Raw genomic sequence first — 20,709 nt, forward strand, 5'->3', positions numbered from 1 at the left:
ACTTTCAACCAGCAGCCGCAGACCGCGCGAACTTGCCTTGCAAAACAACTGTCAAATTGTAAGATCGTGTGTCAGAATTTCGTCGGTTTACATGACGACTGCCTGTTCCAATTCCCAACGATTGGAAGCCTTGGGGACGTAGCTCAATTGATAGAGCACCGCGTTTGCAACGCGGGGGTTGCCGGTTTGAGTCCGGTCGTCTCCACTTTTTCTAAATTCGAGCCCGGCCCGCGATTGTTGAAGGCAGCGCGAATAGCTCTCCAGTCGGCAAAGCGAGATAATCTTAACTATTCCTGCCTAACTATTCCTGTTGCCGACCGGTGGCCAAAAAGTGCGGCCGCTAAAACTCCAGCAATCCATGGTATTCCGGAAGCACCCGCACTTGCTTGATTTGCAGCACTTGGTTTTGATTGGCAAAATTGGGGACAGCACTTGTGGGCAGGTCGGCCAAAAAAGGAGCATTTTTATCTATGGGGCGAAACGAGAAATACATGCCGTCGGCTGCCAGACGCGATAAAAACCGCCGCAAGCCAATTCTCCACGGCTGTCCAAAATAAAAGCCATCGTCGACCAACTCTCCATTGATGAACGCCAGGCCGGTGTCGCCGACGTAGTCGATGTCTAAAAATACATCATTAATTCCCTCAGGCAGCGCAGCTTTGTCACTGCTAAGGGTCAACGTTTTTCGATCGGCAACTTTCGCATGGATGAACGGTTCGACTTCCGGGAAACTCCAGGTGTACGCCGACATCGAGCGGTGCGGAGCAGACGCCACGCTGAGCGCCGTGCCGTCATATTTAGGCGCCGCCGGCAAAGCGGGATAGACCGCCAAGGAAACGGCGTTATTGCCAATGCTGGAAACTTCTACTCCTTCAGGCCGCTCCAGGAGTGTCGCCTCGGAAAATGCCAGCCGGCGGCCAGTCTTCGTTGCAATCCGCCAAGCGTGTAATGCCATCGACTTGGGAAAGACAACGAACGTGACCGGCTGGCCCTGATCATTATCGACAGTGAATTCGGAGATTTTGTCCGGCGCGCAGCGAACCACCGACAGGTTATTGCCGATGGCAACGGCTTGGCAATCGTCCGACTTAAAATGCGTGAGCAACTTAGATTGGAAAGCGAATTCTGGAGGGATGCCTTCAACTGCCGCGAAGGCGAAGCACGACTTGCCGTTTTCTGCCAGCGTTGCCAGTGGCTGCGCAGTGGCATACCTCACGCGCACGCCGCCGAAATCGAAGTTAAACGGGAAAAATGTGGCGGTTTCGCTTTTCAGCGTGAAGCTGGAATCGGCGGGAATTTGCAGCACGCCATCCTTAGTTTGCAGTGTAATTTGTTGATCGACGAGTTCGTGCATCGGAACGTGATCTTGGTAATTGTGCAAAAAGACAAAGCCTCCATCATCGCGAGTGCGCACGGCAAACCGCAGCTGATCTACGTCCTTGGGCTTCATGGCTGCAGCATTCTCGGGAAGCACGCTCACCATGGGCGCGAGCTGTGAGCCAAAATCGTTCAAGAAAAAGTGAATCAGCTTGAGATAACCGTACGATTCGGCCAATTGCCCGTACTCTCCGATGGGAGCTTGGAAATCGTAGGAGATTTTAGGCACGCCGGAGGGTTCTTCGCTCATGAACGATTTTTTACCGCGCGGCGTGGCGCCGCCGTGGAACATGTAATAACCAATCGCATTGGCGCCGCCGCCTAGTTCGCGAATCACAAGCGATTCGATCGAACGCGCCGAAACCGTCGGCCGGCGGCTGTAGGTGATCATAATTCCTCCCCCCAGCTCCGCGCCGAACGACGGATAGTGCAGCGGCTGGTAGGAGACTGGCGAGTAATCTGGCTGCTGGTGTAAATCGCGATACAAATAAAGTGGCGAAGGAGTAGGCTTTTCCCAAGTGGGAAAGGGATACGCGGAAGTGACAGGAATCGTGGCATTTTCCACCACCGCGGCGTTGCCCCAGCCGGTGGCCGTGTACAGCGGCGCATCGAGGCCGCATTTATGCGCCAGCTCAAGCAAGCTGGCCATGTGCTGGCGGCCCTCTTCGGCGTACGAATCTTTCTTCGTTGCAGTGGAAACGCCGGGCGCGAAGTAGCGCTGCTCGTCGGCATTGGTCCATTCCGGCGGCTGGCCGGGATACGAAAACGCCCAGGGCGCCGCCGAGTGGTGCAACTCGTTCTCGAGCTGAAACCCAATGACAGGGCCGCCATCTTTGAATAGTAAACCGACAAGTTGCTTGCCGATCTCGCCGTACAGGCGTTCCACATAGCGCAGATAAGGCGCGTCATTGGAGCGCACATTAAACGGTCGGCCGTACAGCCAGTCGGGCAAGCCGCCGTTGCGAATTTCGCCGTGGCAAAACGGTCCTAGCCGCACGATCACTTGCAGGCCATTTTGGCCACACAGTTGCACAAATTTTCGCAGGTCTTTGTCGCCGGTCCACTCAAATTGCCCCTCGATTTCCTCGTGCAGATTCCAAAATACATAGGTGGAAACGATGTTAATTCCGGCGGCCTTTATTTTTTTCAGCGATTCATCCCATTCTGCGGCCGGAGTGCGCACATAATGGAACTCGCCCATCACGGGCAACACCGGCTGCCCGTTCTCTTGCATGTATAAACTGTTGAATTCGATCGAACTCCCCTGAGAGTTTTGCCCTCCCAAGTGCAATTGGCCGCGCACAACTTCCGTTTGCGCGTGGCGAATATCGATTTCGTTTTTACTCGCGCTGCCGGCCTTCGGAGGCAAATCAGATTGAGCATGTGCCGTAGTGGCCAACAGCGTGACGGCCATCGGCAGGTTGCGGAACAATGTACGATTCATAACACAACTAACTGGCGAAGACAGGAACGATGAAAGCACGGGAGGATCGGCCCGTTACATTTTGCTTCGGCGGCGACAGCTCCGCAACGCAACGGTTGCCGAAATAGCCAGCAGCCAAACCGGGGCGGGCTCTGGAACGGGGTTGGTCGAGCCGCTGCCGGCCAAAAGGGCATTAAGCATTCCCTGCAGATCGGCATTGTTGACCACGCCGTCGTGGTTGAAATCGCCCAGATCAAGCAGTTCAGGCTGCGTGATGCTATTGGTTGATTCAAAGGCGGTTAAATTGGTCAGCGCAGAAAGCATCGCCGGAATATCGGAGCTGTTGAATTGGCCATCGCCGTTGAAATCGCCTTGCAAGGGAGCAAACGCGCTCAGGGCCGCCAACGCATTATGGCTGCTGGTGCTGCCGAACAGGGCCGTTGTTCCGCCGTTGTTAATGAAAAAGCCGGGAACTTGCACCGCCTCTGGATACCAATACAGCAGTCCCTCTCCATCGTGCCCTGGCAAGCTCAGCATCAAATTCCGAACGGCAGCCAACTCCGCTTCTTGCCCCGCCTGCGTCGCCGGCCACGTGGAAATCGGCTCCGTTCCGCCATTCGCAGTTCCTGTGTACGGGTAATCGGTTTCCAACAGCATGATCCGTTTTGAAGGATTGATGTTTGTGCCGTTGTTAGTGTTGATATTCGCCAATGCTGTCAGGTTCGATTGCAAAAAGCTGAACGACTTCTGCGAATTATTGCTGGACGGATAATAATCTACCCCTTCCACGTCGAAATCGGTCACGTTGCCCAGCGACACGCTCGTAATATTGCTATAGAAAGATTGCGGCTGGTCATTCATATCTCCACTATCGATACTCAGGGCAATGGGAATATGCTGGCCGAGGCTTTGTGCATCCCGTACTCCCGCAATCGCCGCATTCAGCAGACCGCCAAAATTCTTCCAGCTTTGGTTGGTTTGGGCCTGCGTGGGTTTGTTGTTGGTCAGCCCCAGCCCTGAGTAGGGAGTATTTTGATACAGAATTCTTCCGCCCACGGCCGCGGCGCCCGAGCTTCCAGTTTGCCACAACATGCCGTCGGTCGTTTCATTGCCGATTTGCACCATATCGGGCATCACGCCGGCATTTTTGAAGGACGTTAATGTATTCTGGGTATAGGTTTGAACGTCCGATTCTAATCCTGCCAAGGTCGTGTCCGCGTCCCAGCCTAGTCCTTGGTTAACATGCACGGGCTTGGTTTGATGGCCGGGGTCCGCCCAGGTGTCGGAGTAATGGAAATCCAACAAAATCTTCGCACCCGGGTCGTCGGCTTTAATTTGTTGGGCCAGCGTGATGTCGTAGGCAGTAGTTTGAATGGCGCCTGTGTTGGCATTGGTATAGGTTGTTGGCGGATTCACAAAAACTCGCAGCCGGAACATGTTCGCCCCGCTGTCGTACATGATTTGATCCAAAGGCGCCGCGACGTTGTTTTGTGTAAACGTAATATTCTGCTGCTGCATGAACGTTTCCAGCGAAATGTCGCCGCCGACATAAAATGGGTACGCACCCAGCGTAAGCCGAGAGCAGTTTAAGAGCATGCAGCAAAGTATGCAGCCTATCGCGGCTCGTTTGTGCCATCGAACTTGCGCAAACGCATCGAGTCTAAATCGATCAGAAACGGTTTCACCCGAAGCAGCCATCGCACGCATTTCCCCCTTCACGCTCCTCATTCCGCCCGCATTCCCAAAAACTGCCTCGCCCCGGCAAAACTCTGCTATTTTGCGGTGTTGTTATCCGCGATTGAAATGGAATATTTGTCGGTCAAATAGGCTGTGGTATCGGCAAGCTCTTTAGGCGACAACGCTTTGTTGTAAATCAGCAGTTCCGCCAAATCGCCATGAAAGAACAGCTCCTTCCAAGCGTGTCGACCAATGATTTTGCGCGAAGTAATGGCTTGCGGCGCGAAAGCCTTGGCTTCGCCGCAGTTTTCGCCATTGATAAACATTTTCGACTGGCCGTGCGAATAGTCGTACACATACGAAACCACAACGGGCACATCGGCCCCCACTTGCGGCGCATCGACCCGGCCCGATTCAACCGTCGCGCTGCCGACAAAACCCGCAAATACTTGCCCGGTCAATAGGGTCGGCTTGAACTCCTCGGCCAGCAGCGGCTCGCCAATTTGCAACACGCCGGGGTGCAATGTGTTGCTTAGGAAGCCATTTGCCTCGCGGCTTGGCGGGCCGTCATAATTCAAAATTTGGCCTCCCCACCGGCGCTTTGGATCGTAAGACTGCGACGAAAACTGGCACACGCACAGCACTGTTTGATCGTCGGTGGTTTCCAGCGGCGTAGTGACTAAATAATTCGATTTGCCATCGAACCGCACGGCCGGATGCCCATGGAGTGCCTCGGGCACCAATAACGGCCGGGCCGATTCCTCGTTTTGCGTGGCGTCTTCTCCCGATCGATTGTCGCCGTACAAAATATCGGGCCAAGTGACCACGCGCTGGTGGGAATCGATCTGCACGGCGGCATCGGCGGCCAACCACAGCGCCAGCTTGCTGGGCACCAGCAGCTTGGAAGGCGCTGCGGCCGTGCGTCGAACTGCCATCAGCAGCGCGAACTGTTGCTTGTCGAAGGCGATGTCGCTCGATTGGCCACTGGGCAACTGGAACTGCATGGCGTTGTCGGCAGTGACGTGAATCACGTCGCTGTGCTCGGTCGATTCCTTTCTCGCCTGGCTGCAGAGCACTTCCCCTTCGAACACGTGCAATTCGGTGCGGCCATTAGAACCCACACTGATGCCAAACGCAGTTCCCAAATCGACAAAATCGACCCCCGGCGAGCGAATGGCGAACGAAAATGCCCGATGCGGAACGTTGGCGGTTATTTTGCCCGATCGCAACACGCCCACCATCTGGCTTTCAGCGACAAATTCACACGGACCTTGCAACACTACCTCCGCACCGCATTCAAACGTTACTTTGGCCATCCCCGAATGCAGCGCGATGTGGCTCCCCTTGCTAAGCAATTGACCCGGGTGAAACTCGGTCGCGCGCGGCTGCCAAACTCCGTCGACTAATTGCGTTAACGTGGCCACAACGTCGGTATTATCGACATCGCGGGCGGTAGGCACTTCGCTGAGCCAGGAATTGGTGTGTTGACGAAAAACCCACGCGGTGAGGCCCAGCAGCACGGCCGCAGCTGCGCCGGCCAGCCACCAGCGGCGAGAAATGAACCGCAGGGACGAAGCATCGCGCCGGGCACGCTCGTCGGAAAACAACAGGTTCTTCGCGCCCGATGTTTGCTTCTTCGAGGCGGCAGTCAATTGCGAAAATGCCCGCTTCGACAAGCCCGGAGCGCCTTGAGCGAACTGATCCATAATCTCATGCAACGCGCTTTCGGTGAACAACTCCGAAATTTGCCGATGCAGCAGGCACCAGCGCGAAAAATATTGGGCGAATTCATTGTCGCTGAGCAGGCGCGATTCTAAACGCGCCAATTCGTCGGCAGTTACCGTTCCATCGAGGTAACGGCTTAGCAGGAGATCGAATTCTGATTCGGCCGACATCTTCAGCCTGCTCCTTTTGCCAGTTGACGGTGGATGCATCCATACAACACCGTGCGAATGCGGTGCAGCATGACAAATACTCCGTCACTCGACATGCCAAACCGCTGGGCAATGTCGGCCACCTTTGCATTTTGGCTGTAGCGCAATTCCAAAACTTCCCGCCGTCGGCCTTGGATTTTTTCCAGGCACGTCTTTAACGCCGCGCGCCGGTCTTCCGCTTCGTGCCCCACTTGTTCCAACGCCTGCTCCAACTTCGTTAACGCAGTCTCACTAAGCACCAACCGGTCGCGGGCCCGGGAACGGTAATACTTCAACACGCGATTTCGGGCAATTCCCAAGGCCCAGGAAACAAACGAACGGTTGCGATCGAACGTCGAATATTTTTCCGCCGCGATTTGGGCCACTTCCTGAACCAGGTCCTCCGCATGATGCACATCCAACACATTGGCCGTCACGTAGGCTGAAATGATTGGTTGCGATTGCACCCACAAGCGCGCAAGTTCGCGCACGGCACTGTTCTGCGGCGAGGTTCCTTCTTCGTGCGGTGCGTCCGAAACCATCGGTATTTGGCCTGCTGCTCTAGGGAGGCAATAATCGGCCCTATTACCCTTACCCGGTCGGCGTAAATCTTTACTTAGAATCTGTGGCAATTAAGCGTGCAATCGACCATTTTCCAATACAATTCGCTGGTCCAGCCATCGCCGGACCAAACTATCGGCATAGGCTCTGCGCCACAAGGACAGGGCCGTTCAATGGACGCCGCGGTTTCGCACCACGTTAAACTCTTATGGGTTAGCAATTTACGTCGTTGGTATAAAGAACCGTCTTCAAAGTCCGGCTCCTCAGCCGCCGCCCCGATTGTCCCTGCCGTAGTTGGCCGACCGCTTCGCGCGATGCTCGGTCCAAATTATTTGCCAGATTTTGGTTAAGGTTCCGTTCGCAGAGGGGAACTTTAGTAACGGCAGGCTATTTCAGGCCAATCGCGGGCGATTATTCGGGGGAACGGCGGCAACTTGTTGGTTGTCCGTTGGCACCCTGACCAATCGTCCTCAGCGAAGTCGGATACTCACGGGACAGCAGAGGCACGAGGCACCGTGTTTGCCATTTCCTTCCATCGTTTTTGCACCCGGAGTCGCGACTCATGTCCCTCAGCTTCCACCGCTTTCCGGCCCTTGGCGGACTAATTGTTCTTTCCCTTTTCGCCTGCACCACTTCCGCACTAGCAGATTCTTACACTCTCGGCGATACCGCAGGAGGCCACTGGAATACTGACTATGTCCAAGGCTTCAATACTTCGCTTATCGGGCCCAGCGGCACTGCCCCCAGCGGCCTGAACAACGGCGACCCGGTCTATCTTACGCAGTTTCAGTTCTTCAAATCCGGCAATGCTGATTCCGCCGCCAACATCCAACTGGCAATCATCAACAACATTTATTCTGGCAGTCCGACCATTCCCAACATGACGGAAAGCTCCGGTCCGTTTGTGGGCATTTCCACCAATACCATTGCCAGCACCGCGAGCTTGGCAACCGGCGATGCGATCACCTTCACTTTCAACAATCTCCAGCTCAGCTACGGGACCGATTACGCCGCCTATTTTGTCAACGTGGGTGCCGGTGGTGCCTTGACCCCGGTCCTGGTGTCAACATTGGACGCTAATTACGCCGACCAAGGCGGTGGAGATTTCCATCCCGTGCCAAATTACGGCACTGATTCTCAATTCAATTACACCACAAGCAATTCCATCAGCGGTGGTTTCTTCAGTGCTTATTCGTACGCCGGTGACGCTAATTTTTTGGCAACCCTGTCATACACTGCCGCTCCCGAACCTAGTTCCATCATTCTGGCACTAGGCGGATTCGGTGTGCTGGCACTCGCTGCCCGGCGCCGAGTGTGTCGCTAAGGCTCCTAAAAACTTACACGGAACTTCACGACCGCTACTCGAAGAGGCAATTCTAGGAGGCGGCATATGCTTCGGATGCTGAAATTATCAGCGATTCTCCTCGCGCTAGCGATACCGCTGGCTGGAAACATGTCGGCCACAGCCGCCACCGGAACATCCTCGTTTACGGGCGACGGCAATTGGGGTGGTGGAGGCATGTACGCCCAAGGTTTTTCTCTGGGAACTGGCGCCAGCGGGTTTGGCGTTACCGGCGCCACCGGCTCTACCGCCCACCTAACCCAATTTCAATTTTATAAGTCGGGGTTGGCGGATGCTGCCAATGTTCAACTGGCCATTGTCAGTAACTATTTCATTGCGTTGGATCCCACGACCCATAGCTTTAGCAGCACCGATGCAGCGGTCGTTGGTCTTTCGTCAAACACGCTGAATGTAACCAGCGCAAATTACGCCGTTGGCGCGCCCATCAATTTTACGTTTAGCAATCTTCCCCTGACATATGGTCGTGGTACGTACGATCAGAATGGTCTGCCCGTGTTCGAATCGCCCGATTACGCAGCGATTTTCGTCAACAATAACGGCGGCACGCTAACACCGGTTTTTACTCCAGTGCTCATAACCAACTACACGCAGGTGCAAGATCCGCCAGATGGATCGCTTAGCGACGGATCGGCAACAGGTGCATCCGCGGTCGGTACGAATGGTGATTGGACAGAGTACGTTCCCTCGCACGATTACGGTTATCGCCGTGATTATAACGACGGCACGACTCAGCATTTCGGCGATCAATTCAAAGCGGCCAGTAATTTCTTTAGCACGGACAACACCTCGCTTTCCACATTCGGCCCCTACTATGGCGACGTCGACTTCACCACCACTTTCACGTTCACTCCCAAACAAGGCGATTTCAACGGCGACGGTCATTTCGACTCCAGCGACATAGCGGCCATGGAACAGGCGCTGATTAATCTCAGCGGATTTGATTCGGCCCATGGCTTAAGCCCGGACGACATCAAGGCCATGGGCGATTTCAACGGCGATGGCGTCGTTAACAACACCGACCTGCAAGGCATGCTGAACGCACTGCAAAGTGGCCAAGGCTCGCTTGCCGGAGTTCCGGAGCCGGGCAGTCTGGCACTCTCGGCATGGGCCGCAGTTGCCTTTGTACTGTATGGCCGGCGCGTACAAAAAAACCGTTTGCAATTGCCACAAGTGTGCCAACTTTCTGCGGAACGATAAGTCCACACGCGCAAGCAGTGTGCGGAAGTTCGCCGATCAATCTCCCCCCGCTCCTGGCGTGCCTGCGGCGCCGGGGGCCTTTTTTGACAAGGTCTTTTTGATAAGGCCTGGCTCATGAAGAGACCAGCAACAAACACACACCGAAATGCGCGACCGGCCTTTACGCTGGTCGAACTGCTGGTGGTGATTGCCATTATTGGCATTCTCATTGCGCTATTGCTGCCGGCCGTCCAAGCGGCACGGGAAGCAGCACGCCGCACACAATGTTTGAATTCTATTCGCCAGTTGGGCTTGGCGTGCCTGAATTACGAGTCAACGAAAAAACACTTTCCCTCCGCGCTCTACGACGAAAACGGCAGCGACCACGTAGGTCCCTATGGATTTATTGCCATTGTCACGCCGTACATGGAGGATAAGGCGCTTCACGACTTGATCAATTTCACGTTCCGGTGGGATATTTCACCAAATGTCGACCAAGGCGTGCCCACCACGGTGATTCCATTTGTGAAGTGCCCCTCGCAGGACTACAACGAACCAATCATCATGTTCTCCGGCATCTCCGGACCAGCTGCCGGCACGCTCACGACGGGTCCAGAGCGCGCCCACTACTATGCCGTGATGGGCGGCAAGTTCGCTGACACATGCCCGGGAAATCCGCCCTGGGAGTTAACCGGTTGTTTGCCCACTGCTTTCGGCGGGCCCACCTATCCACCTCAGCCAACTTGGCGCGGCGGCATCGCCACCAACGGCGTCATGTATCCGGCCAGCAAGGTTCGCATCAGCGACGTTAGCGACGGCACCAGCAAAACGTTATTAATTGGCGAATGCTCGTGGGATTATAGTTCCAAGCTAGGTTATGTTCCACCGGGCTGGTACGCAGGAGCGGAGGTATGGGGAAATTACCCGGGGTTCGTTGATCATGATGCAGATCTGAAAAATACTATGGGTCCCCCGGCCGCGACTGCCGAAGGTTTCTGGATGATTAATGCGGTCAATGTTTATTACGGCATTACGGGTGCTAGTGTGCAACCCAGCGATCTGAATCCGCAGGTCGGTTACAATGCGCCGAAGATTTCCAAACACAACGATTTGAGCTTCGGCAGCAAGCATTTCAACGGCTGCAGTTTTTGCATGGCCGACGGATCAGCTCACTTTCTAAGCGCAACTACAGATCTTGGGGTCCTTAAAAATCTAGCCAACCGCCACGACGGCCAGCAAGTGAGCCTTGACCAATGATGCGAACCCGGCGGTTTTGTTTAATTTGCGTGCTGGTGCTGGGATTGGCCGAATGCTGTTTCAAATCAGGTGTAAGCTGCGCCGGCGAAAACGAATATGCCATCGGCGCCGATCTTTCGTCGTCAGCCCAGGCGGAGCAAAGCGGCATGGTTTTCAAAGACGGCGACCAGCCTAAGCCGGTGCTGCAACTGTTCAAAGATCATGGTTACAACTGGATTCGCTTGCGGCTGTTTCACACGCCCTCGCGGCTGCCCAACAATTTGCAGTACACGCTGGCCCTGGCCAAGCAAGCCAAGGCGCTGGGTTACAAATTTCTGTTGAATTTTCACTACTCCGATACCTGGGCCGACCCGCAAAAGCAATTCATTCCCAAGGCCTGGGAGAAAATGTCGCACGCAGAGCTTACTGATGCGGTGTTCGCTTACACTCGCGATTGCATTGCCGCCTTCCGTCAAGCAGAGGCCTTGCCTGACATGGTCCAAATTGGCAACGAAATTACCGGCGGCATGTTGTGGCCCGATGGACGGCTGCCCAATAACTGGAGCAACTTTGCCGATTTGCTAAAAGCGGGCATTCGGGGCGTCGATGCCGGCCGCGGCGATGCGCCCATGCCGCTGATCATGATTCACATTGATCGTGGCGGCGATCAAAAAGGAACCAAATGGTTTTTCGATAAGTGCCAGGAGTATAGCGTGCCGTTCGATGTGATCGGCCAATCGTATTATCCATGGTGGCACGGCAGCCTTGACGACTTGCGCAAGAATTTGAACTTCATGGCCGAAACCTATCACAAAGATATTTACGTGGTGGAAGCCGCTTACAACTGGCGAACGGCCGAATACCGCGATAAGCCTGGCCCTTACCCCGAAACGCCCGCAGGCCAGCGGCAATTTCTGGAAGCCGTTAATCAAGCGGTGAAAGAGACGCCGCACGGCCTGGGCAAAGGCGTGTTTTGGTGGGAGCCGGCCGTCGGCAAAGGAGGCGTCGCCAGCCGCGGCATGTTCGACGCCGATCACCGCGCATTGCCGGTCGTTCACTTATTCGACAAACCGACGACCGCCACTGCGGTTACTGCCCCGCCGGTCCATTGATCGGCCGCACTACCGGGTTGCTCACTCAGGAATTACCTGACCGCAGACGAGAAATATCGTTCAGAAGTTGTCTTTACCGCTAAAGCTAACGCCGTCCGCACGGTTGTGGAGCAACCGGTGGACTACTAAGTCGATGGTGTAAGGAATCGTGTGGACCGAGCCGTCGCAGTACACCATGTTGAAACCGGACACGTGCGCACTGCCCCAAATGTTGCCCTCGCTGTTCGACAGAAGCACAGTCGACTTCACATCAGCTTGGGGTACATTGACCGCCTTATCGGTCGGCTTAGGTTGGCCGTTGTTAACGTAGCTCCATCCTGCTGTCCGATACAAATCGTTATCCCAGCCGGTCAGCAAGAATTCATCGTCAGCCGGGTCGTCGCCAGTCATCCATTGGTCGACATATAAAAACTTCTCGCCCACACAATATGTATGCGTTAAGCCGTCGGTCACTTGCTTTAATCGCACCATGCTTCGGTAATACGAGATGCCATTGCAGTACATTTTGGTTGTGGCGTCATCGGTACTGTCCCAGGTGGTAAAACTATCCATCGTGGTTACGCTGTTCGGATTTGCGCCCCCTTGGTTAGCGCTGCCGTCACCGGCGTTAATGGCATAATCACCCCGGCAGACATTAGTGGGTACTAAATTACCCGCGACATTATAGAATTGGTCTTTGACATCGCCGTGGCTTGCATTCCCGTTAGCGGTGGTTATGGTCGTTGATGTCGGCGAAATGAAAAAGGTTGTGGAATCGGTGCGCCGCGAAGGGCACAAAAATACCGGCAATCCTTGCCCCATCATTTGACCGAGCTTTACGCTCAACGGCCCGGTGTTAGAGCCGTTATAGCTGGCGCCCAGGCCGAGATCGTGATCGGCCTTTTCTTCTAAGAACGTCAGCAGATTGAACGCCCAGCCTCCCGGCTGCCGCTTATCGTATCCGCGATTCGGATCACCAACCCAATCGAATCCCCAGCCTCCGGTCGGGAAAAATCCTTCGGTGCTGACGTGGTTTTGCACTGCTAGACCAATTTGCTTGAGATGATTTTTACATTCATTCATTCGGGCTGCTTCTCGCGCCGCTTGAACCGCCGGCAGCAATAGCGCAATAAGAATGCCAATGATGGCAATCACCACCAGCAGCTCGACCAAAGTAAAAGCGGTCCGACGGCGCCGAACACAAGTTCGATAAAAGCACAACATAAATTCGCCCATGGCTATGGTTGTAGCTCGCTCGCAAATTCCACATCGACTTTGCGACCGATGGCTTTTGATTCCTTCCAGCTCACACCATTCCGGTTCACGCAATCTGCGATTGGCCCCACAGCGTTGGAGCATCCCCCTCTAGGCAGGAATCGCCCGAAAGATGATCCCACTCCGCCGGCGCGCTAAACTGCGAACTTCGGCATCCCAACTACAGGCCGTTCAACCTGGCAAACCCCCACGGATTATCGTTCCCACCCCACTAGTTTCCTCGCGATACTTCGGTGATGGAAACGCCCGGCCCACGGCCCTGTAAGTAATCGTAAACCCTCTGGCAAAATTACGAATAAATCTCACATACTCGTCGAATTGGGCCCGATCCGCGACTTTACCAACCGAAACGCCCCCGCCGGCCGACTGATTGGGCCCGCCCCCGATGTGAACCAGGCGGCCATTGCCGCCCAGGCGATTTAGGTGGCAGACTCAACGCAAAATACCCCTCCATTTGGGGAATAAATTGTGGCCTATATTTTCTTATGGGCTGTCGATCGGCGATCAAACTGCGCCCATGGGGTGGCTTTTTGCTAGCGCCGATTGGCTGAATGGCTATTAAATCGCGCAGCAACTCATGTTTTTCCTCTCTCGATTGGTCGATTGGCAAATTCCCGAGGCGCTTCGCAGCGGCGGAGTCGACACCCAGCGCCGTGCCCGGCTAATCGTGGCATTCACCTTCGCTCTGATTATTTGGGCGCCGGTTTTCGCAGGCTTGTATTTAGCGCTGCAACTGGCGCCACTGGCAATTTGCATTCTGGTGGCGGCGGCACTGGGCTTGGTGAATCTCGGACTCATGCGCTGGTTGGGCTCGATCAGGCTGTCAGGAAATTTGATGGCGCTGATTTTGTATGTTTTGCTAACCTATTTGTGCATCGCCAGCGGAGGAATTAACTCGCCTGCCGTCGGTTGGTTTGTCGCCATACCGGTCCTGTCGACGATGATGTTAGGCTACCGCTACGGTATTCTGTGGCTGGCCGCCACGTTGGCCGTCGCGCCCGTGTTGTATATCGAACAACGTTCCCACTGGTCGGCGGCAATGCCGCTCGATGCGAATCAGCTTTCCCTGTGGGGATTGGCGGCGGCGATAGGAATCACGGTAGTCATTTACACTTTGACGCTAATTTACGAAGAGCTGAAAAATGCGGCCGTGAACTCGCTGCTGACCGCCAATCGCGCCAAAAGCGAATTTTTGGCGAACATGAGTCACGAAATTCGCACTCCACTCACCGCCATTTTGGGATACACCGATTTATTGCTGGAACCCGACAACGAGCCGCACGACCAAGCCCGGCGGGTGGAAAATGTCGCCACCATTAAACGCGCCGGCGAGCATTTGCTAACCGTGGTCAATGACATTTTGGATCTTTCAAAAATCGAGGCCGGCAAACTGCAACTGGAGGAAGTGGAATGCAATTTGCCGAATCTGCTGGATGAAATCGAGGCGTTCATTCGTTCGCGCGCCGTCGGCAAAGGCTTGAGCTTAGAGGTTCGCTTGGCCACGCCGGTGCCCACGCGTATCCGCACCGATCCCACTCGGCTGCGGCAGATTCTGCTGAACCTGGCGGGCAACGCCGTCAAATTCACCGAGCAAGGCCGCGTGGAAATTACGGCCACCGTGGTGGGAAAAGATGCGGACGCACAATTACACGTCGATATTGAAGATACCGGCCTGGGAATGACGCCGGAGCAAACAACGTGGTTATTTACACCGTTCAACCAGGCCGACAATAGCGTGACGCGCCGCTTCGGCGGCACGGGGCTGGGCCTGGCCATTTGCCGTCGGCTGGCGCAATTGATGGGGGGTAAAATCAGCTTGGAGCGCACCATGCCCGGCGCGGGCTCGTTGTTTCGGATTCAATTGCCGTTGCGCGCGGCGGCGAATGCGGCCTGGACATCGAAGCTGGAACGCGCACAAATTACCGCAACAAAGCCAGTTGCACCGCAGTCCCTGCGCGGCCGCGTGCTGCTGGCCGAAGATGGGCCCGACAATCAGTTGCTCATCGCTTTCTATTTGCGCAAGGCGGGCATGGAAATCGATATTGCCAGCAATGGCCGCGTCGCGCTGGCCATGTTGGAGAAAACCGAGTCGGGCCAGCCCGATGCGCCGCTCCCATACGACCTGTTGCTAACCGATATGCAAATGCCGGAAATGGATGGCTACACGCTGGCGCGCACCATGCGCGAGCACGGCTACACCACTCCCATTATTGCGCTCACGGCGCATGCCATGGAAGAAGATCGCCACAAGTGCCTGGAAGCCGGTTGCGACGACTATACCCCCAAACCGATAAACAAAGCCCAACTTCTCTCGCTGTGCAAGCATTGGATCGGCCGCAAAAGTCAGATGCCGGCCCAAGCTCATCCGGTTGCTTGCCCTGGCCCTTAAACAGCTTCATCGGGCTGGTCGAACACTTCCAGGCGCTGCCAGGCTGTCGAGATACTCTTCCAAATTCGTGTAACCGCTTGCGGCAAGCTTGCTGCCATCGGCCGGATCGTTGGAGTTCAGTCCGTGGGCGGTTTCCCAAGCATCGGGAATGCCATCGGCATCGGAATCTTTTGGAGCGGCGCCACCTTGAAGTTCACCAAAGCCGTTGCCGCCCACTTCGCCGGCCAGATCAACCTGGCTGTTGAGCAGCTTTCCCGTTTTGCTGGTCAGCGTTTGAATTAAATACCGATCGACCGCATCCCGATGCAGCGAGCATCCACAGTCGGTCACAATTTTCTCGTACGCTTTTTCGGCCGTGTCCACCGTGACCGGCGCGATAGGCTTGGCCCAATCGGCCTGTAGCATGGTCACGCCGGCCGGATTTTCCAGCGGCTGCCCATCCAGCACGTTCCCCTGGGCAAACACCTGGTCGTTGCTGTTCGCCTGGTACCACGGGCCATGATTTCCCGTCGCCGGCCCGCGAATAAAACTGTTGTCCAGCAGTTCGTGATAACTGACGCCCGCCGAATGAGCCAGGTCATAACCGCCCACGTTCCAATTATAAACCACATTATTGATGAACTGCACTTTGCCTTTGCTCTTGGGATTGCGCCCGTGGTTACTGATCCACAGATCGTGGCTGAACGTCACGCCGTCGCTTTCGCACAAGCAGCCGAACCGCTGCGGGGCGATGCCCGGGCCAATGATGCAATTTTGCATGGTGATATTTGCGCTTTCCGTCATGCCGATGGTATCCCAGCGGCCGTACTGAATCGACACGTGGTCGAAAATCATGTTGTGCCCCTGATGAATATTAACGGCGCATTTTTTATCTTGCTTCGGCGTTTCTCCCTGCCGAAAACGCATATAACGGACAATGATGTTCTGCGAGCCAGAGAATGACGCTTCATAGTTTTTTGTGCCAATGCCATCGCCCGGCGCGGTTTGTCCGGCCAGCGTGATGTTGCTCGCCACCGACAGCGGCGATTCCAGTTCCACATATCCGCCCACATCGAACACCACCATGCGATTGCCTTTGCTCACGGCATCTCGCAACGAGCCCGGGCCGGAATCGTTCAGATTGGCAACATGATAAACCGTGCCTTCGCGCCCGCCGGTGGCCAGCGCCCCGAAGCCTTCGGCGCCTGGAAAAGCCGGCAATTGATTTTGCTTGCTCGCCACGGCGTTAGGCTCATTGGATTTTGTTTCGCCGACTTTCTGCATGTCGGCAGCCACGCGAAACAAGCCCGCGCCGTGATAGGGAATGGTTGCCGCAAACTTACCCGTGAAAGCGCCCAGCGACGCGTGCCGCCACAAATCGCGCACCTGGCAAGGACCAGAAAAGCCAAGCGCCGTCAAATCAACCGTAATTTCCTGGCCGGTTTTGTCACCGTCCGATTTGGCGCTATCCTGCTTGTCGCTGTCCGGTTTAGCATCTTGCGCGTTGAATAGCGCCAGGTATTTATCGCCGCTATCCGGCACATCGGCGCTCCAGGCAATTAAATCATCCTTGCGAAACAGCTCGTGCCCGCCGCTGCTGTGTTGATCGACGGCGAGCACTTCGTCGTTGGTGAGCAGCGATAGCGTGAAATCATCGTTCGCAGGCAAATTCGAGCCGATTATCAGCGGCGAGCGGCAAATCGACCACAGCGTCATCACCGTCGTTTGCTCGTCGTGCGTAAACCGCGTTCCAGGATTTCGCTGCCCCACGCGCACCTGACCGAACGGCAGCATATCGGCGTCGGGCCAGTGTCCCGGGCCGGTATATTGCGCCCAGTTTTTGCAGCGCTGAAATTGCGATTTCAGCGCCCGCCAGTTGTCCCAAAAATCGTCGCTGATTCGCCACATGTTGGCGTGCGCCACCACATGATCGGCCTCGCTCAGCAGCGTTTCGCCCGGCGAAGTGCTGAGCACCATCGACCGATGCGTGTTGTCGATGGCTTTGCGAATGGCTTCGATCTCCGGCTTGTTGCGATCGTACGGCCGGCTGAGATCGTCCACCTTCACAAAATCGACATCCCACGAAGCCACGAGTTGATACACCGAATTGTAATATTCCTGCGCGCCGGGCTTGGTCATGTCGACGCCCCACATGTCACCGTTCCAAGGACAAGGGTGCTGCTTGTCGGCAATGTCCGCCGCATGGGCATCGCTTCCCAAAATTGGCGTGTTGGCTTCAACCGCCTGCCGCGGAATGCCACGCAGCAAATGAATGCCGAACTTCAAGCCTTTGCTGTGCACATAATCGGCCAACGGCTTAAAGCCTGCGCCACCGGCTGCCGAGGGAAAGCGATTGGGCGCCGGCAACAAGCGGCCATCCTCGTCCATTTCCAGCTTGGCATTTCTGCGGTAACTAAAACCTTTCGCTTGCGGCTCGTACCATTGAATGTCGACTACCACGTATTGCCAGCCGTGCGAAGCCAACTTCTCGGCCATGTAATCTGCGTTTTCTTTGGTTTGTGCTTCATTCACGGCAGCGCCGAAGCAATCCCAACTATTCCAACCCATCGGCGGTGTTTGCGCCCACTGATGAAAGGGCAGGGCAGGGGCGGGTTTCGACGTTGTCTCTTGGGCCAGGGCCGGCAGCACCAAAAAAAAAGGCACGGCAGCAAAAAGCAAATGGCGTAGTACACGGCGCATGGGATTTACTTCGATTTTAATTCCGCTTGGCCATAAGTGGCCGCCGGGCCATGTTTGCGCAGAAAATGCTTATCGAGCAGCGTTTGCGAAATGGCTTTGACTTTCGCATTCATCTGCATCGCCTCCACCTGCATGCCGGCCACATATTCCAGCGCGATGGCGTTTTCCAATGCCTTCTGCAGCGTGCTGCCCCACACAAACGGCGCGTGGCTGGCCACCAATACCGCCGGTACTTCGTCGGGATTGATTCCGTCCTGGCGAAATCGTTCCGCAATCACTTTGCCGGTATTCAATTCGTAATCGGTGTTGATTTCTTCCGCCGTCAATTCGCGCGTGACCGGCACGGTGCCGTAAAAATGGTCGGCATGGGTTGTGCCGAGGCAAGGAATTTCCACGCACGCTTGAGCAAACGCTGTGGCATGGAACGAATGCGTGTGCACAATCCCGCCAATGTTGCCAAACTCGCGGTACAGTTCCAGGTGCGTCATTGTATCGGACGAGGGGCGCTTCGTCCCTTCGATCACTTTGCCGCTGGCCAGCGAGACAATCACCATGTCGTCCGGCTGCAGCTTGTCGTAATCCACGCCCGAGGGTTTGATGGCCATGACGCCACGGCCGCCATCGGCTTTTCGATCAACCCCGCTGGCATTGCCCCAGGTGAGTACGACCAGGCCCGATTTCACCAGCGCCACATTCACATCCAGCACAGCGCATTTCAGGTCATCAAAGGGCATATATAAAGCCGCGACCGTTGGTCGCGCTGCAGCGGTCAATCGTGAATAAATATCGAACTAGTGGCCCGTTTAGACGCGCTAGCGGAGCGCGCTGGCCGCCTTCATCCCCGCTTCACCGCGTCTCGAATGTTCAACAATTCCTTCATCATATCACCCAGCATGTCGTTATGCCCGGCCACGCCGAAAGAATCGTGCAGCCGGCGATACAGCTTGTACAGCTTGTTGTAAACCGCCACGGCGGCCGGTTGCGGGGTAAATGTACGATCGGCCGGGCTGGCCATAGCGGCAATGGCGTCGGCAAAGTTATCGAAACCGCCCGCTTTCTTTCCGGCCACCACGGCTCCGGCAATAGCCGATCCCAGCGCGCAGGTTTGCTGGCTGCGGGTGACCGAAAGGGGCCGGCCCATGGCGTCGGCGTAAATTTGCATGGCCAGCGGATTTTTCGCTGCGATGCCGCCGCCGTTTACAATCCGCTTGGCCGGGCAGCCGTATTCTTCGTAGCGCTCCATAATCACGCGGGCCCCAAACGCCGTGGCTTCGATCAGTGCGCGATAAATTTCCGCCGGGCTGGAATGGAGCGTGAGCCCCACAATCAGTCCCGTCAATCGTTGATCGACCAGCACCGTGCGATTGCCATTGTGCCAATCGAGCACCAAGAGGCCCGATTCTCCCGGCCGCAGCGCCGCCGCCGCTTTGGAAAGCTTGGCATGATCGGCCTCGGTTGTGCCACCCGGCTGCAGTACATTCACAAACCAATTGAAAATGTCCCCCACGGCCGATTGCCCCGCTTCCAAACCATAAAATCCCGGCAGCACGGAACCATCGACAATGCCGCAAATGCCCGGCACGTCGGCAATTTTTTCGCTGGTGGGAACAATCGCCAAATCGCAGGTGGAAGTGCCCATGATTTTCACGAGCGTGCCCGGCGCAATGCCTGAGCCGACGGCGCCCAAATGCACGTCGAACGCTCCCACGGCGACGGGAATGCCGGCTTTCAAACCGAGGCGCTCGGCCCATGTTTCTGAGAGCGCGCCGGCGGCATCGGCCACGGTGTAAACTTTTTCGGGTAGCGATTTGCGCACTTTTTCTAATCGCGGATCCAGCGCCTTGAGGAATTCCACATCGGGATAGCCACCCCAGCGGGCGTTGAAAAATGCTTTGTGCCCGGCAGCACAAACTCCGCGCCGCACTTTGTTCGGCTGCAGCGTGCCGTCGCCGGATGATACAGTGCCGCACAGCAGGGCCGGAATCCAATCGGCAATTTCCACCCAACTGGCCGCGGCATCGAACACCGCCGGCGCCACTCGGGCACAGTGCAAAATTTTCGCCCAGAACCATTCCGACGAATAGCGATTGCCGATTTTCGCCAGATATTCCGGGTGTTGCTTGCTTCCCGTGGCGGTAATTTCCTCCGCCTCAGCATGCGAGGTGTGATCTTTCCACAGCCACGCCAGCGCATTGACATCGTTTTCAAAGCGTTTGTCGAACGCCAGCGGCATCCCGCCAGCATCCACCGGCAACGGCGTGCTCCCCGTCGTATCGACACCAATGCCGATAATCTCCTCGGGCTTGACACCTTTTTTTTCGCGCCCTTCCTTCAGGACGCCTTTCACCGCAGCTTCGGCTCCGGCTTCGTAATCGCGCGGATGCTGCCGGGCTAAATTTGGATCACGGTCGCTAATCACCACGCCGGCCACGCCGTGCGGATAATCGAACACGCTGGCCGCGACTTCCTCGCCCGTGGTGTTTACCAATACGGCCCGCACGGAACCGGTGCCGTAATCGAGCCCGATGGTGTAGTGAGGCATAATCGAT

Annotated in this window: 13 protein-coding genes and 1 tRNA gene; 6 read left to right on the forward strand and 8 right to left on the reverse strand. The window is 55.9% G+C overall.

Annotation, left to right across the window (positions count from 1 at the left end):
- Positions 1-132: 132 nt before the first annotated feature.
- Positions 133-205: transfer RNA gene (locus VFE46_06565), tRNA-Ala, on the forward strand.
- 135 nt (positions 206-340) lie between these two features.
- Here the strand turns inward: VFE46_06565 and VFE46_06570 are convergent.
- The 4 genes from VFE46_06570 to VFE46_06585 form a co-directional block, all read right to left on the reverse strand.
- The gene (locus VFE46_06570; protein ID HZZ27655.1) at positions 341-2,821 is read right to left on the reverse strand and encodes a beta-galactosidase; all 2,481 of its coding nucleotides are present in this window, start codon (positions 2,819-2,821) and stop codon (positions 341-343) included.
- Between the two features lie 54 nt (positions 2,822-2,875).
- On the reverse strand, positions 2,876-4,396 hold the full coding sequence (locus VFE46_06575) for a glycosyl hydrolase 53 family protein (protein ID HZZ27656.1): 1,521 nt from the start codon (positions 4,394-4,396) through the stop codon (positions 2,876-2,878).
- A gap of 176 nt (positions 4,397-4,572) precedes the next feature.
- On the reverse strand, positions 4,573-6,372 hold the full coding sequence (locus VFE46_06580; protein HZZ27657.1) for a LamG-like jellyroll fold domain-containing protein: 1,800 nt from the start codon (positions 6,370-6,372) through the stop codon (positions 4,573-4,575).
- Positions 6,373-6,374: 2 nt separating this feature from the next.
- Positions 6,375-6,932 (reverse strand): sigma-70 family RNA polymerase sigma factor, encoded by a 558-nt coding sequence (locus tag VFE46_06585; protein HZZ27658.1) that lies wholly within the window; start codon positions 6,930-6,932, stop codon positions 6,375-6,377.
- Between the two features lie 581 nt (positions 6,933-7,513).
- Here VFE46_06585 and VFE46_06590 point away from each other — a divergent pair.
- The 4 genes from VFE46_06590 to VFE46_06605 all read left to right on the forward strand — a co-directional run bounded on the left by VFE46_06590 (position 7,514) and on the right by VFE46_06605 (position 11,838).
- Positions 7,514-8,275 carry a PEP-CTERM sorting domain-containing protein gene (locus tag VFE46_06590; GenBank protein ID HZZ27659.1) on the forward strand — a complete coding sequence of 254 codons (762 nt, stop codon included), beginning with the start codon at positions 7,514-7,516 and terminating at the stop codon, positions 8,273-8,275.
- Positions 8,276-8,341: 66 nt separating this feature from the next.
- A complete protein-coding gene (locus tag VFE46_06595) occupies positions 8,342-9,511 on the forward strand; it encodes a dockerin type I repeat-containing protein (protein ID HZZ27660.1) in 1,170 nt (389 codons plus the stop codon).
- Positions 9,512-9,625: 114 nt separating this feature from the next.
- The gene (locus VFE46_06600; protein HZZ27661.1) at positions 9,626-10,747 is read left to right on the forward strand and encodes a DUF1559 domain-containing protein; all 1,122 of its coding nucleotides are present in this window, start codon (positions 9,626-9,628) and stop codon (positions 10,745-10,747) included.
- Positions 10,744-11,838: a glycosyl hydrolase 53 family protein gene (locus tag VFE46_06605; GenBank protein ID HZZ27662.1), complete on the forward strand. Its 1,095-nt coding sequence runs from the start codon at positions 10,744-10,746 to the stop codon at positions 11,836-11,838. The genes VFE46_06600 and VFE46_06605 overlap by 4 nt, the downstream gene beginning before the upstream one ends.
- A gap of 60 nt (positions 11,839-11,898) precedes the next feature.
- Here VFE46_06605 and VFE46_06610 read toward each other — a convergent pair whose 3' ends face one another.
- Positions 11,899-13,053, reverse strand: a complete 1,155-nt coding sequence (locus tag VFE46_06610) for a DUF1559 domain-containing protein (protein HZZ27663.1) — start codon at positions 13,051-13,053, stop codon at positions 11,899-11,901.
- Between the two features lie 616 nt (positions 13,054-13,669).
- Here VFE46_06610 and VFE46_06615 point away from each other — a divergent pair.
- Entirely contained in the window at positions 13,670-15,481 is a 1,812-nt protein-coding gene (locus tag VFE46_06615; protein HZZ27664.1) for an ATP-binding protein, read from the forward strand.
- 6 nt (positions 15,482-15,487) lie between these two features.
- Here VFE46_06615 and VFE46_06620 read toward each other — a convergent pair whose 3' ends face one another.
- The 3 genes from VFE46_06620 to VFE46_06630 form a co-directional block, all read right to left on the reverse strand.
- Positions 15,488-18,124, reverse strand: coding sequence for a hypothetical protein (locus tag VFE46_06620; GenBank protein HZZ27665.1), 2,637 nt, complete (start codon positions 18,122-18,124; stop codon positions 15,488-15,490).
- Between the two features lie 41 nt (positions 18,125-18,165).
- Complete coding sequence (gene araD / locus VFE46_06625) at positions 18,166-18,894, reverse strand: L-ribulose-5-phosphate 4-epimerase AraD (protein ID HZZ27666.1); 729 nt, start codon at positions 18,892-18,894, stop codon at positions 18,166-18,168.
- A 101-nt stretch (positions 18,895-18,995) separates the two neighbouring features.
- Positions 18,996-20,702, reverse strand: a complete 1,707-nt coding sequence (locus tag VFE46_06630; protein HZZ27667.1) for a ribulokinase — start codon at positions 20,700-20,702, stop codon at positions 18,996-18,998.
- Positions 20,703-20,709: the final 7 nt, after the last annotated feature.

It is taken from the genome of Pirellulales bacterium (genome assembly GCA_035656635.1).
Lineage (GTDB): Bacteria > Planctomycetota > Planctomycetia > Pirellulales > JADZDJ01 > DATJYL01.